Genomic DNA, 14,340 nt, shown 5'->3' with positions numbered 1-14,340 from the left:
CGGCGGGTTCTCGGTGCACTGATCGTCGGTACGGTCGGGGCATGGCCGTCATCCACCACGCAACCCTCCGTCCGTCGAAGCTCGAGGCGCTCGCCGTCTGGCTGCCGGACCAGCCCTGGAGCGGGGTGTCCGCCGGTGACGACCTCGCGATCGCCGGGAAGTTCCGGTTCGACGACCCCGCGGGCGAGGTCGGCGTCGAGACGGTGCTCGTGCGCACCACGGACGGCCGGGTGCTCCAGGCGCCGCTGACCTACCGCGGGGCGCCGCGGGGCGGCGCCGAGGCCTTCCTCGTGACCGAGATGGACCACTCCGTGCTCCGACGACGCTGGGTCTACGACGCCGTGGGCGACCCGGTGTACGCCGACGTGCTGCGCCGGGCGATCGCCACGGGCGGGAACGAGGCCACCCTCGAGCGCGCCGACGGATCCGGGGCGTGGGACGCCGAGGGGACGGCATCGGGCAGCGGGTCCGATGCCGACTCCCCCACCGTGACGACCGTGGACGCGCAGACCTCCGGCGCCCTGACCTCCGTCGCGACCGGTCACGGGACGCTCGTCGTCGCCCGTGCCGTCGGGGCGGAACTGCCCGCGGGCCGCACGCTCACCGGCGGCTGGGCCGACGGCATCGGCGTGCTCGCGGTCCTGGTGCCCTGAACCGGACCACCTGACGGCCGCGACGTCCACGGTGGGGCCGAGCCGCGCCTCCCGTCCGTCGGCCGCACCGATGCCGGTACGGACAGGGCCTGCCTGCCCGGCGGCGCCGGTGGGAGGATCGAGGGCGTGAAGACACTGGAGTTGCCACAGACGGACCTCACCGCATCCGACGTCGTCGTCGGCCTGATGCGGATCAACGACATGAGCGACGAGGACATCCGCGCGCTGTACGCCGCCTCGCGCGACGCGGGCGTGACGATGTTCGACCACGCCGCGGTGTACGGCGGGTGGCACGGCTGCGAGGAGCGGTTCGGCTCGGCCGTCACGCTCTCCCCCGCCGAGCGCGCCGAGATCGTGCTGCAGACGAAGGTCGGCATCCGCCCGACGCCGAACGGCGCGTACTTCGACTTCTCGTACGAGCACATCATCGAGTCCGTGCACGAGTCGCTCGAGGCCCTGCGCACCGACTTCATCGACGTCCTGCTGCTGCACCGCCCGGACGCCCTCGTCGAGCCAGAGGAGGTCGCGAAGGCCTTCGACGAGCTGCACGCCGCCGGCAAGGTCCACCACTTCGGCGTCTCGAACCACACGCCGGGGCAGGTCGACCTGCTGCGCCGCTCGGTGCGGCAGCCGCTCGCGTTCAACCAGGTGCAGCTGAGCATCACGCACGCGAACGTCATCGCACAGGGCGTCACGGCGAACATGGGCGGCCTCGACCAGTCGATCGACCGCGACAACGACATCCTCAACCACTCGCGGATGAACGGTGTCACGCTGCAGGCCTGGTCGCCGTTCCAGAAGGGCTTCTTCGACGGCGTCTTCCTCGGCGATCGCGAGCACTACGCCGAGCTGAACGACGTCCTCGAGGAGCTCGCCGTCGCGCACGGCGTCACCCCGACCGGCATCGCCGTGGCGTGGATCACCCGCCACCCGGCGCACTTCCAGGTCGTCCTCGGCACGACGAACCCGCAGCGCGTCCGGGACTCGGCCGCCGGTTCCGACGTCGAGCTCTCGCGCGAGGAGTGGTACCGCGTGTTCACCGCCGCGGGGCACACCGTCCCCTGAGCCGATCGGGCAGGGTGGGACCGTGCTCCACGACCTCACCCTGCCCGTCACGCTCGACACGCGCTCCGGCCCGGTCACCGTCCGGGACGCGACGCCCGACGACCTCGACGCCCTGGTCGCGCTGCTGTCGGACGACCCGGTCAGTGCCGCCCGCGGAGACGTCGCCGCGCCGGAGGACGCCCCGCTGTACGCCGCCGCACTCCGGGCGATCGTCGAGGACCCGTCGAACGCGCTCCTCGTCGTGACGGATGCACAGGACGTCGTCGTCGGGACGCTCCAGCTCACGCGGATCCCCGGGATGGCCCGGCGAGGGTCCGCCCGGCTGCTCGTCGAGGCCGTCCGGGTGAGCAGTGCCGTGCGCTCGGGCGGGATCGGCGGCGCGGTGATGCGGTGGGTGGTGGACGTCGCGGCGCGGGAGCTCGCGACGCCGCTCGTGCAGCTGACGTCGGACGCTGAGCGGACGGACGCCCACCGGTTCTACGAGCGGCTGGGGTTCACCGGATCGCACGTCGGGTTCAAGTACCGGGTGCCCGACGTCCCGCTGCACTGACGTTTCTTTCCCAGGACGCCCGCGATGCATGGGCTTCCCGCGCGTACCGGGTCGGAACTTCTGACCAGGTACGCCCGATTCGACCAGGTACACCGCGCGGGGGCGGCGCGGGGGCGGCGCGGGGGCGGCGCGGGGGCGGCGCGGGGCGGCGGCGCGCCGCGTCAGTCGGCGCGGGTCGGGGCGCTCGGGACCGCCACGTCGACGGGCGACACTCGAGCGGGGTCGGCCGACGCCCCGCCGACGACGTCGAACGTGATGCCGAGCTCGGCAGCGGTGTCCTCGTCGAGCTCCAGCCCGTCGTGCTTCACCTGGTCCTCCGGGATTGCACGGCCACCGGACGGGTCCCACGAGTTCGCGATCGACATGCGCACGAGCATGCCCGAGCCGCTTGGCAATCGCCCTGGAGTGCCCGAAGAGACGGCGATCAGCGCTGTCCGTCCGCCGCGATCAGCTCGAGCTGGGTGAGCGGCAGGTCGGAGACGGCCGTGACCGTGAAGGCCGTCCCGGAGCCCTGCAACCGGAACACCCGGGTCTGGCCGGCCCAGTCGAACACCGCGTCCTGCACGGCGGCACGGGTGTCCCCGAGGGCGACCTCCCACGAGTACGTCCCCGGCTCGGCTGCGGTCACCGTGTAGAGCGACGACGGGACCGGTTCGACCGCGAACGACACCGAGGTGCCCGCGGGGACCGCCGTGACCGTCCGTCCGGTGTCGTCGACGAGCGACGAGGCGCCGTGCGGTGCGGAGCCCTGCGGTGAGGAGCCGTGCGGTGCGGAGCCCTGCGGAGCGGAGCCGACCGGCAGCAGGTCGACGGGGGTGTCCCGGTAGCCGTGCACCTCGGACGCCGAGACCGGGCGGGTGTCCGATGCCCAGCCCTGCGGCTCGGGCGACAGCGTGAACTCGATCCGGGACGCCGACACCACCACGCGGTGCGGGATGCTCACCGACGTCCACGGCGTGCCGTCGACCGTCACCGACGCGACGTACGCGCCCTCGGAGCCGTCGGCGACCTCGATGACGGTGGGCGTGCCTCCCGGCTGCTGCAGCACCGTCCTGCGGACCGACGGCGGCACGAGGACGTAGGTGCCCGTGGAGGGCGCCAGTGGGTACAGGCCGATGGTCGCGAAGACGTACCAGGCGCTCATCTCGCCGTTGTCCTCGTCGCCGGGGTAGCCCTGACCGAGGTCCGAGCCGACGAACAGGCGCTCGAGCGCCTCGCGGACGATGCGGTGCGCCTCGTCGTGCCGCCCGGTGAACATCGGGAAGAACGGGATGTGGTGCGCCGGCTGGTTCGACAGCCCGAGCATGCCCATCCGCACGTCGCGGGCCTCGGTCATCTCGTGGATGGGGAAGCCGTACGAGCCGGACCGTACCGTCGCCCCGGTCTCCGGGGTGGTGAAGAAGGTGTCGAGGGCGGCATCGAACCGCGTGGGTCCGCCGTGCAGGTCGACGACACCGACCCCGTCGTGCGGAGCCGTGAAGGCGGTCCCCCACGCGTTCGTCTCGGTGTAGTCGTCGCCCCAGTCGCGCGGGTCGAACTCGGTGCCGACCCGCCAGGAGCCGTCGGGGTCGCGGCCGATGAAGAAGCCGCGCTCGGAGTCGAACACGTTCCGGTACTGCAGCGAGCGACGGGCGAACCACTCCGACTCGGCCTCGTACCGTGCGAGGTCCGCGGGGGTCCGAGCGCGCGAGGCGAGCAGGCCCGCCATCACCGCGAGCCCCCAGTCGTTGATGGCCGCGTCGAGGGTCCAGCTCATCCCCTCGTGGGTCGCCGTGTCGACGTGGCCGCGGAAGGCGCCCGGGAGGCTCCCCTTGCGTCCGACGCGCTCGTCCCGTGGCGGGACGGTCGCGTTGCGCAGTGCGCTGCGGTAGGCCTCGGTGAGGTCGAAGCCGGCGATGCCCTTCACCGCGAGGTCCGCGAAGACGGTGTCGCTCGTCGTGCCGGTCATGCAGTCCTCGGCGCCGGGGGCACTCCACCGGGGCGTCCACCCGCCGTCGTGGTGGTGCTCGACGAAGCCCTGCGCGAGTTCGCCGGCGGTGTCCGGGGTGAGCAGGGCGAGCAGCGGCCAGGCGGTCCGGTAGGTGTCCCAGAAGCCGTTCGTGGTGGTGAACGGGCCCTCGACGACCTCGGGGCCGGGTTCGTCGCGGATCGGGGACTCCTGCACGGCGCCGTACGGGGAACGGTGCCGCGGTACCCCGTCCCGAGCGGTCTCGCCGGCACGGTTCGGGTAGAGGAACAGCCGGTACAGGCCGGAGTACAGGCTCGTGAGCTGGTCGGGGGTCGCGCCCTCGAACGACAGGGTGCCGAGCTCGTCCGTCCAGAGCCGCTCCGCGCGGGCCCGCATGGTGTCGAACGGGCCGGCGGCGTCGAGGTTCGCGCGGGCGTCCGCGAACGAGACCGTCGAGATGCCGAGCAGCACGTCGGTCCCGGTGGCGTCGCCGAGACCGACCCACCCGCGGAGCTGCTGCTCGCTGGACGTCGTGTGGTCGGAGGTCGCGCCGGGGATCCGGACGTGCACGAAGTGCGGCGGGGTGCCGGGACGGTCGTCGAGCAGGGCCTCGACCACGGCGGTGCCGTCCGTGACCGTCACCGAGACGTCCGAGACCCGGCCGTGGTGGTCGAGCACGATGCTCCGGGCGCCGGTGAACCGGAAGCCGAGGGCGAACTCCCCCGCGGTCATCTCGGCCGTGACGCCCTGGTCGAGCTCGACCCGGTAGCGGTGCGGGCCGTCCTGCTCGTGGTCGTGGTCGAACCCGAGCGCGCGGGCGGCCCGATCCGTGTCCGGGGCGTCGAGCGGCGACGGCATGACCTGGAAGACGCCGCGGTCCCCCATCCACGGCGACGGGATGTGGCTCGTCGCGAACCCCTGGATCGCCGGGCGCACCCGACCGGTCGCGTCGGTGCGGTCGTGCTCCTGGTAGGTGTACGGCCAGCGGTTGCTCGAGGCGTCGGTCATCGGCAGCCCGAAGACCCCGCCGTGCGGGAGGCCGACCAGCGGGGCGTTGTTGCCGCGGGAGAACCGGGCGGACGCCTGCGTGCCGCGGGTCGTGCGGACGTGGTCGAGCGGGGTGCGCGGGGTCGGGCGCGCGGGACCGATGCGGACGGCGTCGAGCCAGCCACGGAGCGCCGGGCGTGACCCGTCTGCGCTCGTGGGGTGCGGGTCGGAGCCGAGCCGCGCCTCCAGGCGGTCCACAACCCGGCCCGCGAGCGGCGTGAGGTCCACCGCGCGACGGTTCCACTGGTCGACCCACTGCTTGCGCGCGGCCGCCTGCGCCGCGGGCGTGAGCGCGTCGCCGTACTGGTCGTGGGCCGTGTCGCTCAGCCTGGTGCCGTCGGTGCAGACGACGTCCACCACGAACGCCGTGGCGTCCCAGAAGTGCGGCAGGTCGGCCTCGGTCGGTTCCGTGCGGCCGTCGGGCAGGACCCGCTCCGGGAACCACACCCACGACAGCTCGTCACCCGACTCGATCGCCCGCCCGGTGAACCCGGGCACGACCGCCTCGGCGACGTGGTCGCCGGAGGGACGTTCGACCAAGAGGCCCTCGGCCGAGTCGAAGCCGACGCCGTTCCGCGCGGCGACGGCCGTCGTCGGGCCACCGCTCCGTTGCAGTTCTCGCACCGGCTCAGCGTATTTGCTCCAGCGTCTGGAGGAGAACCCCCGGCGTGTCAGCCCTTGTCGTGACCGGGAGCGTTGCCGGAGTTCCCCGGTCCGGTGTTCCCGGTGTTCCCGGGTCCGCTCGTGTCGACGGCCGGGTCCGCGCCGTCCTGCGGTGCCTGGACGGGTTTGCTCGCCGGGGCCGACGGCTCCGGCCCCACCGACGGCTCGTCGGCCGGGTCGCTCGGCTGCGCGGGCTCGGACGGCTGCTCGGCCGGTTCGGACGGCTGCTCGGCCGGTTCGGAGGGTTGCTCGGCGGGCTCCGACGGTTGGTCCGCGGGTTCGGAGGGCTGTTCGGCCGGCTGGGACGGCTGCTGGTCGTCCGTCGACGACGAGCTCGACTCGGTCGGGGCCGGCGTCGACCCGTCGTCACCACCCAGGGCGACCACGGCCACGACGATGCCGGCGAGCACGAGCACGACGACCACCACGGCCGCGATGATCGCGCCGCGCCGACGACGGGGTCGGTCGTCCGCTGCCGCTGCCGAGGGGGTCGGGGCCGGACCGCCGGGCCGACCACCGGCGGCCGACGCACCGGTGGCGCCGCGGGACGCCTGCGCGCCGAGCACGGTGGTCGCGACGTCGTCGGCGGCGCTCGGGCGGTGCGTGTCCATCACGCGGGTCGCGTCCTCGGCACCCGGGGACGCGGTCGGCATCGCGCGCGTCGCCGCGTCGTTCCCGGAGGCGCCCGGCGCCGGCATGGCCTGCGTCGCCTCGTCGGCGCGTGCTGCCCCGGCCGCTCCGGCTGCGGCGGCACCGGCGGCGGCCGCGCCGGCAGCCGCCGCGGGCGTGACGGTCCCGGGACCGCCGGGCAGCAGCTGCGTGGCCGGCGCGGCGTCGTCGTGGCCGAGCGCGCGGAGTCGCTGCGCAGCCTCGGCGGCGGAGGGTCGCTCCGACGGGTCCTGCGCGGTCATGACGTGCAGCAGCGTGCGCCACGCGGTGGGCAGGTGCTGGTCGATCTCCGGGCCACGGGTCAGGCGCGCGGTCGCGGACTCGACCGCGCTGCCCGGGAACGGCTGGCGGCCGGTCAGGCTCTCGAGGAGCATCAGCCCGAGCGCGTAGACGTCGGCCTTGCCCGTGATCGGCTGCGCGAGGACCTGCTCCGGCGCGATGTACGCCGCCGTGCCCATCACCGTGCCGGTCTGGGTGGCCCGGGCGCCGTCCCGCAGCAGGGCGATGCCGAAGTCGGCGAGCTTGACGTGCACGCCGTCACTCTCGAGCAGCACGTTCGCGGGCTTGACGTCACGGTGCACGATGCCCTGCGCGTGCGCCGCTGCGAGGCCGTCTGCGACCTGCGCCCCGACGCCCGCGGCGGTCGACCGGTCGAGCGGTCCCTCGCGCAGTCGGGTCGCGAGGTCGCTGCCCGGGACCAGCTCCATCACGAGGTACGAGTCGCCGTCGACGTCGTCGAGCGCCGCGTCGTAGAGGGTCACGAGCGCCGGGCTGCGGAGCGCCGCCAGCGTCTGGATCTCCGCCTCGGCACGGGCACGTTCGCCGTGGTCGACCGCCCCGATGCGGAAGACCTTGACCGCCACCTCGCGGCCGAGCTGCTCGTCGACCGCCCGGTAGACGGACGCCATGCCGCCGTGCCCGAGCGTTCCCGTGACGCGGTACCGACCGCCGAAGACCCGTTCTTCCATGCGGGGCAACCTACCGGGGCGACCTGACGGGTGGCGCACCTCGGCGGAGTGCCGTCAGGTAGAACCGGTGCGCCGTGATGACCAGGGCGAGCCAGGCGAGCCCGAGCGCCCACGCCGCCAGCACGTCGGTGAGCCAGTGGTGCCCGAGGAACACGCGCGAGATGCCGACCGAGACGACGAACGCCGTGCCCGCGACGATCGTCCACACCCGGGTCACGAGCTTCGACTGCCGGAGCAGCAGCAGGTAGACGATCGTCCCGACGATGACCGTGGCGTTGAGCGTGTGCCCGGACGGGAACGACGGCGAGTGCTCGTACGGCGGGACGGCGTCGGCGAGCGGCGGTCGGGCGCGGCCGATGAGGTCCTTGCCCGCGACCGTCATCAGCAGCGACCCGCCGGAGGCCGCCACGAGCAGCACCACCGGCGTCCACGCACGACGCTGGATCGTGAACCCGACGAGGAACCCCAGGGCGACGATCGGCATCCCGATCGTGCCGGCGACGTCCGTCCACCAGGTCACGAGGGTGTCGGCCGTCGGCGACCGCAGCGTCAGCATCCAGTCGAGGACGGGCCGGTCGAGCACGGCGACGTCGTCCGCCTCGCGCACCGCGTCGTAGACCTCGGACGCCACCCAGGTCGCGGTGACGGCCACCCCGATGCCGATCGCGAGGGTGACCACGAGCAGCGGGAGGGCGCCCCAGCGGTGGCCGAGCGCTGCCCAGCCGGCCGCCGTCGCCCGTCCGGCACGGGTGCGCCACGTCGTGAGGTCGACGGTGCCGACGCGTTCGTCGGGCGCCTCCGGGTGATCGGTCTGCATCGACCCACCCTGCCCGAACCCGGGTGTGCAGGTGCGGTGCACGCCGCGGCGACCGGCGCCGGACACCGGGCACGGGACCGGGCACCTGGGCCCGGGCACCCGGTCCCGCACGCCGTCGCGGGTCAGTCCTTCGCCGCGCCGTAGTCGTCGACGACCGCCACCGACAGCGGGAACACCACCGGGAAGTCGCGGAACAGCAGCCGCCCGGCATCGGCCGCCGCGGCCCGCACCTGCTCGGCCACCCACTCGGCGTGCTCGGCCGGGGTGTGCACGACGATCTCGTCGTGCACGAAGAACACCAGGTGCGGGCCGTCCGTCACCGGCCCCGGGAAGCGTTCGGCGAGCCGCGAGCGCAGCGACCCCATCCACGCGAGCGCCCACTCGGCCGCCGTCCCCTGCACGATGAAGTTCCGGGTGAACCGGCCCCAGCTCCGCGCCCGTGACTCGACCGCGCGCTGCATCGCCGGCGTCCCCTCGACCGTGTACGCCTGGTTCCGCGCCTCGAACCAGGCGGCGTCCGGCACCGGGGACGTCCGGCCGAGCAGGGTCGTCACGGCCTCACCTCGCTCCCCCGCCCGGGCCGCCCGGCTGACGAGTCCGAGGGCGGCCGGGAACGCCCGCTCGAGCCGCGGGACGAGCCGCCCGCCCTCGCCCTGGGTCGCCCCGTACATCGCGCCGAGCATCGCGCCCTTGGCCTGCTGCCGGGTCTCGACCGCACCGGACGCCACGACGCCGTCGTACAGGTCGCGCCCGTCCCCGGCCGTCGCCATCGCCCGGTCGCCGGACATCGCCGCGAGCACCCGGGGTTCCAGCTGTGCCGCGTCGGCCACCACGAGCTTCCAGCCGTCGTCGGCGACCACGGCGGCACGGATCCCCTTCGGCAGCTGCATCGCTCCCCCGCCGTCGGCGGCCCAGCGCCCCGTCACGACCCCGCCGACGAGGTACTTCGGGTGGAAACGACCGTCCTGCACCCACTCGTCGAGCCAGGTCCAGCCGTTCGCGGTCAGCAACCGGGCGAGCCGCTTGTACTCGAGCAGCGGTTCGATGACCGGGTGCTCGATCTCCTGCAGCTCCCACTTCCGCGTGCTCGTGACCATCAGGCCGGCCCGACGGAGGGCCTTCAGCACGTCGGCGGGTGAGTCCGGGTTGAGCGACGGGTCCCCCACCCGGTCCCGCACGACGGCCGCGATCTCCTCGAGTCGTCGCGGCCGCACCCCGTACGGCACCCGCGGGCCGAGGGCGTCCTCGAGCAGGCGTTCGTGCACGTCCGCACGCCACGGCAGTCCGGCGTGGAGCATCTCCGCCGCGACGAGCGCACCCGCCGACTCCGCCGTCACCAGGAGTCGCAGCGCGCCGGGCGCGGTGGACGACGCGACCGCGTCGAGCTGCGCGCGCAGCTCCGCCACCGGGTCGAGCGCGTCGTCGGGAGGCGACACGTCGAAGAGCGCGTCGTCGAAGAGCCGGGCGTGCGTCGGTCGGGCGACCCGCGCCTCCTGGACGGGTGCGTCCCACCCGTCTGCCGGCGCCGCGGCGAGCGCGGTGCCCCGCGTCGCGAGCGCGGACCGCAGGATGCGTCGGCAGAGCCGGAGGTCGATGCACCGGCCGACACGGCCGCCCGCTCGGAGCACGGCCGGGTACCAGCGCGCGGTGTCGTCCCACACCCAGCGCACGTCGGGTGCGTCGCGGGCCGCGACGAAGGCCGGGAGGCGCGGCTCGTCCACGCGGATCGGCTCGCCGTCGGCGGTCCCCGCGTCGGTCAGGGGCGTCGCGAGGACGCCACCGTCGGCGCGGTGGAGGACGAGGTGCACGGAACGATCATGCCGTGCGCCACCGTCAGTGCCTCACACGGTCGGTGCGGTGGCTGCCGGTGTCACTGCTCGGGGTCGCGGCGGCGGTCCCGGCCGGCCGCGTCACCGGGACGCACGGCGGCGGTGTCGGCGACGTCGATGCGGACGTCGCCGTCGTCGGCGCGGGACACCTCGACGCGTGGTTCGGAGTCGTGCTCGTCGGAGCCCGACATGCGTCGGAGGGTGTCCTGCCGGCGGGCTTCGAAGGACATGTCGACTCCGTCGTCGAGGTGGTCACGGTCGGGCTTCGTCATGGAGCCGACCGTACGCGGTCAGCAGAGCGGGACGTTCACCGCGAGCCCGCCCATCGCGGTCTCCTTGTACTTCGTGGACATGTCGGCCCCGGTCTGGCGCATCGTCTCGACGACCTGGTCGAGGGACACGTGGTGCACGCCGTCGCCCCGGAGCGCCATCCGCGCCGCGTTGATCGCCTTGTTCGCCGCGATCGCGTTCCGCTCGATGCACGGGATCTGCACGAGTCCGCCGATCGGGTCGCAGGTGAGCCCGAGGTTGTGCTCCATCGCGATCTCGGCGGCGTTCTCGACCTGCTCGGGCGTCCCGCCGAGCACCTCGGCGAGCCCGGCGGCGGCCATCGAGGCCGCCGACCCGACCTCGCCCTGGCAGCCGACCTCGGCGCCGGAGATCGAGGCCCGTTCCTTGTAGATCGAGCCGACGGCGCCGGCGGTCAGCAGGAAGCGCACGACGGTGTCGTCGCGGTTTTCCGCGGTCACCGTCGGGACGTAGGTGAGGGCGTAGTACAGGACGGCGGGGATGATGCCGGCAGCCCCGTTCGTCGGCGCCGTGACGACCCGGCCGCCCGTGGCGTTCTCCTCGTTGACGGCCATCGCCATGAGGTTCACCCACTCCATCGCGAAGAGCGGGTCGTGCTCGGGGTCGTCGGCGGTGAGCTGCTCGAACCAGTTCGCGGCACGGCGGCGCACGGTGAGCCCGCCAGGGAGCGTCCCGGAGCGCGCGACGGACCGCTCGACGCAGGACTCCATGACGTCGTGGATGCGCAGGAGGCCGGCCCGGACGTCCTCGGTGCTGCGCGTGGCGGTCTCGTTGGCGAGCGCGATCCCACTGACCGGCAACCCGTTCGCCGCGCACGCCGCGAGGAGCTCGGCGCCGCTCGAGAACGGGAACGGCACGGCGTCGTCGACGGGGATGGCGGCCTCGGCGACGTCACCCTCGGAGTCGTTCGTGATGAAGCCGCCACCGATCGAGTAGTAGGTCTCCTCGGCGAGGACCGCGCCCGAGGCGTCGGTGGCCCGGAGGCGCATCGCGTTGGGGTGGCGGGGCAGCATCGTCAGGGGGTGCAGGACGATGTCCGCCAGCCGGAACGGGACGGTCGCGCCGCCGGCGAGCCGCAGCCGACCGGTGTCCTCGAGCTCGGCGAGCGACGCGCCCATGGCATCGGGGTCGACGGTCTCGGGGTCGGAGCCCATCAGACCGGCGACGACCGCACCGAGCGTCCCGTGGCCCTGGCCCGTCGACGCCAGCGAGCCGTACAGGTCGACGGCGACCGACGCGACCGGGGTTCCGGCCAGGCGGGACGCGAACGCGCGCCCGGCCCGCATCGGCCCGACGGTGTGGGAACTCGACGGACCGATCCCGATGCTGAACAGGTCGAAGACGGAGACCGGCATCCCGCCACACTAACCCGTCCGGACGGGTGGGCGATCAGCGACGCGAGCCCTGGTTCGGCATGAGGATCCAGAGGACGACGTAGGCGATCCAGAGCGGCCCGGGGAAGAAGCTCAGGATCACCCAGGCGACGCGGACGAGGGTGCGGGACCAGCCGAAGCGGTCGGCGATGCCGGCGCAGACCCCGGCGAGGAGACGGCCCGTGCGAGGGCGGATGAGTGTGGTCATGGCCTCGACGCTACGGAGGTTCCGCCCGGCATCGCACCCGGGGGACACCCCGATCCGAGGTGGGGACAACCCCACCCCTGCATAGCACTCGGAGGTGGACCGCTCCATCCCCGTGGACATGGGAGACTGACGGCATGCCCATCCTCAACAAGGACATGCAGGTCTGCATCTCGCTCGCCGCGCGACCGAGCAACATCGGCACCCGGTTCCACAACTTCCTCTACGACGAACTCGGGCTCGAGTTCGTCTACAAGGCGTTCACCACGACCGACCTGCCGGGCGCCGTCACGGGCATCCGGGCGCTCGGGATCCGCGGCTGCTCGGTGTCGATGCCCTTCAAGGAGGCGATCATCCCCCTCGTCGACGTCGTCGAGGACTCCGCGGCCGCCATCGAGTCGATCAACACCGTGGTGAACGACGACGGCGTGCTCACCGCGTCCAACACCGACTACGAAGCGGTGGCGTCGCTGCTCGCCTCGCACGCGGTCGACCCCGGCCGGAGCGTGCTCCTGCGTGGCTCGGGCGGGATGGCCAAGGCGGTCACCGCGGCGTTCCGCGGCGCGGGCTTCGACCGCCTCACCGTCCTCGCCCGCAACGAGCAGGCCGGACCCGCCCTCGCCGCGCAGTACGGCTACGAGTGGGTCGCCGACGAGCGGGACGCGCCGGACGCCGACGTCCTCGTGAACGTCACACCCCTCGGGATGCGTGGCGACCAGCAGGACACGCTCGCCTTCGACCAGGACCGCGTCGACGCCGCGACGACCGTGTTCGACGTGGTCGCGTTCCCGTCCGAGACCCCGCTCGTCCGCGCCGGGCGCGCTGCCGACAAGCAGGTCGTCACCGGCGCCGAGGTGATCGCTCTGCAGGCCGCACGCCAGTTCGAGCGGTACACCGGCGTCGCGCTGACCGACGACCAGGTCCGACGGGCGAGCGAGTTCAGTCGCCGGGAGGCGTGATCGGCTGGTCGGTGTACCGCATGCCCATGCGGGAGCGGACCTCGTCGAGGGTCACCTCGGCGATCTCGTTCGCCCGACGGTTGCCGGCGGCCAGCACCGCGGTGACGACCGACGGGTCGCGTGCGAGTTCGGCGCGACGGCGTCGGTGCGCGGCGAAGCGCTCGTTGACCGCCTCGACCGCGACACGCTTCACCGCCGCCGCGCCCGCTGAGCCGATCTCGTCCGCCAGTTCCTCCGGGGTCGTGCCCGTGCAGAGCGCCGCCGTCGTGAGGAGCGCTGCGATCCCCGGACGACGCTCCGGATCGAAGGTGATGTGCCGGTCGCTGTCCGTCCGTGCCCGTCGCACCACCGCCGCCGTCTCGTCCTCGGTCATGCCGAGCGCGATGGCGTTGCCGTAGCTCTTGCTCATCTTCCGCCCGTCGACCCCCGGCACCTCCGGGGACGTCGTGACGAGGGGCTCCGGCTCCGGGAACACCTCGCCGAACCGGTCGTTGAACCGCCGCGCGATCGTCCTGGTCATCTCGACGTGCGGCAGGTTGTCCTTGCCCACCGGGACGAGGTTGCCCTTGCAGAACAGGATGTCGGCGGCCTGGTGGACCGGGTAGGTGAGCATCAGCCCGCTGAGCGTGCGACCGGAGGCCTGGAGCTCGGCCTTCACGGTCGGGTTGCGGTGCAGCTCCGCCTCCGTGACGAGGCTCAGGAACGGCAGCAGCAACTGGTTGAGCGCCGGCACCGAGGAGTGCGTGAAGATCGTCGTCGCATCCGGGTCGAGTCCGGCCGCGAGGTAGTCGAGCACCGCCTCGTGCACGTTCGAGGCGACGTCGCCGGCGGTGTCCCGGTCGGTGATGACCTGGTAGTCGGCGAGCACGAGGAAGGTCTCGACGCCGCGCCCCTGCAGCGCGACCCGTTCGGCGATCGTGCCGAAGTAGTGCCCGAGGTGCAGGCGACCGGTCGGCCGTTCGCCGGTCAGGACGCGGAACCGATCGGGTCGGGCGCGGATCCGCGCGTCGAGGTCGTGCATGCGGTGCTTGTGTGGCGGTGAAGGTGTCCACTGGAGTTGCCCTCTCGAGAGAAAGGGCTGCACGACGGTCCTGCGGGTCTACGAGCTGCCGTGCAGCCCGCGACCATGCGTCATGAGGCTGCTACCGCAGCCACCACGAAGAACGACGTGTACGCATGCAGCGGATCGTAGCGCGGTCCCATCCGGAGCGACACCCCTCGGCGCCGTCCACCGTCCAGCGCCCGGCACGACCCCGCCACGGGTGCCGGGGTCGCCTACGCTGGT

Annotated in this window: 13 protein-coding genes; 4 read left to right on the top strand and 9 right to left on the bottom strand. The window is 73.4% G+C overall.

The window, feature by feature from the left end; translation table 11 throughout:
• Positions 1–41 precede the first annotated feature (41 nt).
• The 3 genes from ACIQUC_RS10580 to ACIQUC_RS10570 all read left to right on the top strand — a co-directional run bounded on the left by ACIQUC_RS10580 (position 42) and on the right by ACIQUC_RS10570 (position 2,268).
• Entirely contained in the window at positions 42–653 is a 612-nt protein-coding gene (locus tag ACIQUC_RS10580; protein ID WP_402266515.1) for a hypothetical protein, read from the top strand.
• A gap of 126 nt (positions 654–779) precedes the next feature.
• Positions 780–1,718, top strand: coding sequence for an aldo/keto reductase family oxidoreductase (locus tag ACIQUC_RS10575; RefSeq protein ID WP_402266513.1), 939 nt, complete (start codon positions 780–782; stop codon positions 1,716–1,718).
• A 22-nt stretch (positions 1,719–1,740) separates the two neighbouring features.
• Positions 1,741–2,268 carry a GNAT family N-acetyltransferase gene (locus tag ACIQUC_RS10570; RefSeq protein ID WP_402266510.1) on the top strand — a complete coding sequence of 176 codons (528 nt, stop codon included), beginning with the start codon at positions 1,741–1,743 and terminating at the stop codon, positions 2,266–2,268.
• A gap of 161 nt (positions 2,269–2,429) precedes the next feature.
• Here ACIQUC_RS10570 and ACIQUC_RS10565 read toward each other — a convergent pair whose 3' ends face one another.
• The 8 genes from ACIQUC_RS10565 to ACIQUC_RS10530 all read right to left on the bottom strand — a co-directional run bounded on the left by ACIQUC_RS10565 (position 2,430) and on the right by ACIQUC_RS10530 (position 12,099).
• On the bottom strand, positions 2,430–2,633 hold the full coding sequence (locus ACIQUC_RS10565) for a hypothetical protein (RefSeq protein ID WP_402266507.1): 204 nt from the start codon (positions 2,631–2,633) through the stop codon (positions 2,430–2,432).
• A 59-nt stretch (positions 2,634–2,692) separates the two neighbouring features.
• Positions 2,693–5,887 carry a GH92 family glycosyl hydrolase gene (locus ACIQUC_RS10560; RefSeq protein ID WP_402266504.1) on the bottom strand — a complete coding sequence of 1,065 codons (3,195 nt, stop codon included), beginning with the start codon at positions 5,885–5,887 and terminating at the stop codon, positions 2,693–2,695.
• A gap of 47 nt (positions 5,888–5,934) precedes the next feature.
• Positions 5,935–7,563, bottom strand: coding sequence for a protein kinase (locus ACIQUC_RS10555; protein ID WP_402266501.1), 1,629 nt, complete (start codon positions 7,561–7,563; stop codon positions 5,935–5,937).
• 10 nt (positions 7,564–7,573) lie between these two features.
• Positions 7,574–8,380 (bottom strand): phosphatase PAP2 family protein, encoded by an 807-nt coding sequence (locus ACIQUC_RS10550; protein ID WP_402266498.1) that lies wholly within the window; start codon positions 8,378–8,380, stop codon positions 7,574–7,576.
• A gap of 122 nt (positions 8,381–8,502) precedes the next feature.
• Complete coding sequence (locus ACIQUC_RS10545) at positions 8,503–10,188, bottom strand: bifunctional 3'-5' exonuclease/DNA polymerase (protein WP_402266495.1); 1,686 nt, start codon at positions 10,186–10,188, stop codon at positions 8,503–8,505.
• 62 nt (positions 10,189–10,250) lie between these two features.
• Positions 10,251–10,481 carry a hypothetical protein gene (locus ACIQUC_RS10540; protein ID WP_402266492.1) on the bottom strand — a complete coding sequence of 77 codons (231 nt, stop codon included), beginning with the start codon at positions 10,479–10,481 and terminating at the stop codon, positions 10,251–10,253.
• A gap of 18 nt (positions 10,482–10,499) precedes the next feature.
• Positions 10,500–11,873: an L-serine ammonia-lyase gene (locus ACIQUC_RS10535; protein ID WP_402266489.1), complete on the bottom strand. Its 1,374-nt coding sequence runs from the start codon at positions 11,871–11,873 to the stop codon at positions 10,500–10,502.
• A gap of 34 nt (positions 11,874–11,907) precedes the next feature.
• Positions 11,908–12,099 (bottom strand): PspC domain-containing protein, encoded by a 192-nt coding sequence (locus tag ACIQUC_RS10530; RefSeq protein WP_022905505.1) that lies wholly within the window; start codon positions 12,097–12,099, stop codon positions 11,908–11,910.
• Positions 12,100–12,233: 134 nt separating this feature from the next.
• On the opposite strand from ACIQUC_RS10530, the gene ACIQUC_RS10525 reads away from it, so the two are divergent.
• Positions 12,234–13,055, top strand: a complete 822-nt coding sequence (locus ACIQUC_RS10525; protein ID WP_402266486.1) for a shikimate 5-dehydrogenase — start codon at positions 12,234–12,236, stop codon at positions 13,053–13,055.
• On the opposite strand, the gene trpS is transcribed toward ACIQUC_RS10525, so the two are convergent.
• Positions 13,036–14,076, bottom strand: a complete 1,041-nt coding sequence (gene trpS / locus ACIQUC_RS10520; RefSeq protein WP_402266483.1) for a tryptophan--tRNA ligase — start codon at positions 14,074–14,076, stop codon at positions 13,036–13,038. The two genes, ACIQUC_RS10525 and trpS, sit on opposite strands and share 20 nt — an antisense overlap.
• Between the last annotated feature and the right edge of the window lie 264 nt (positions 14,077–14,340).

Source organism: Curtobacterium sp. NPDC098951 (assembly GCF_044759965.1).
In the GTDB taxonomy this organism is placed as follows: domain Bacteria; phylum Actinomycetota; class Actinomycetes; order Actinomycetales; family Microbacteriaceae; genus Curtobacterium.
The sequence above is the reverse complement of the archived record's forward strand: the minus strand, read 5'-3'. Positions and strand labels throughout refer to the sequence as shown.

Bases quoted from the DNA above. Each gene is read 5' to 3' on its own strand.
- ACIQUC_RS10580 (WP_402266515.1), top strand. From the start codon at position 42: ATGGCCGTCATCCACCACGCAACCCTCCGTCCGTCGAAGCTCGAGGCG.
- ACIQUC_RS10565 (WP_402266507.1), bottom strand. From the start codon at position 2,633: ATGTCGATCGCGAACTCGTGGGACCCGTCCGGTGGCCGTGCAATCCCG.
- ACIQUC_RS10555 (WP_402266501.1), bottom strand. From the start codon at position 7,563: ATGGAAGAACGGGTCTTCGGCGGTCGGTACCGCGTCACGGGAACGCTC.
- ACIQUC_RS10550 (WP_402266498.1), bottom strand. From the start codon at position 8,380: ATGCAGACCGATCACCCGGAGGCGCCCGACGAACGCGTCGGCACCGTC.
- ACIQUC_RS10540 (WP_402266492.1), bottom strand. From the start codon at position 10,481: ATGACGAAGCCCGACCGTGACCACCTCGACGACGGAGTCGACATGTCC.
- ACIQUC_RS10535 (WP_402266489.1), bottom strand. From the start codon at position 11,873: ATGCCGGTCTCCGTCTTCGACCTGTTCAGCATCGGGATCGGTCCGTCG.
- ACIQUC_RS10530 (WP_022905505.1), bottom strand. From the start codon at position 12,099: ATGACCACACTCATCCGCCCTCGCACGGGCCGTCTCCTCGCCGGGGTC.
- ACIQUC_RS10525 (WP_402266486.1), top strand. From the start codon at position 12,234: ATGCCCATCCTCAACAAGGACATGCAGGTCTGCATCTCGCTCGCCGCG.
- trpS (WP_402266483.1), bottom strand. From the start codon at position 14,076: ATGCACGACCTCGACGCGCGGATCCGCGCCCGACCCGATCGGTTCCGC.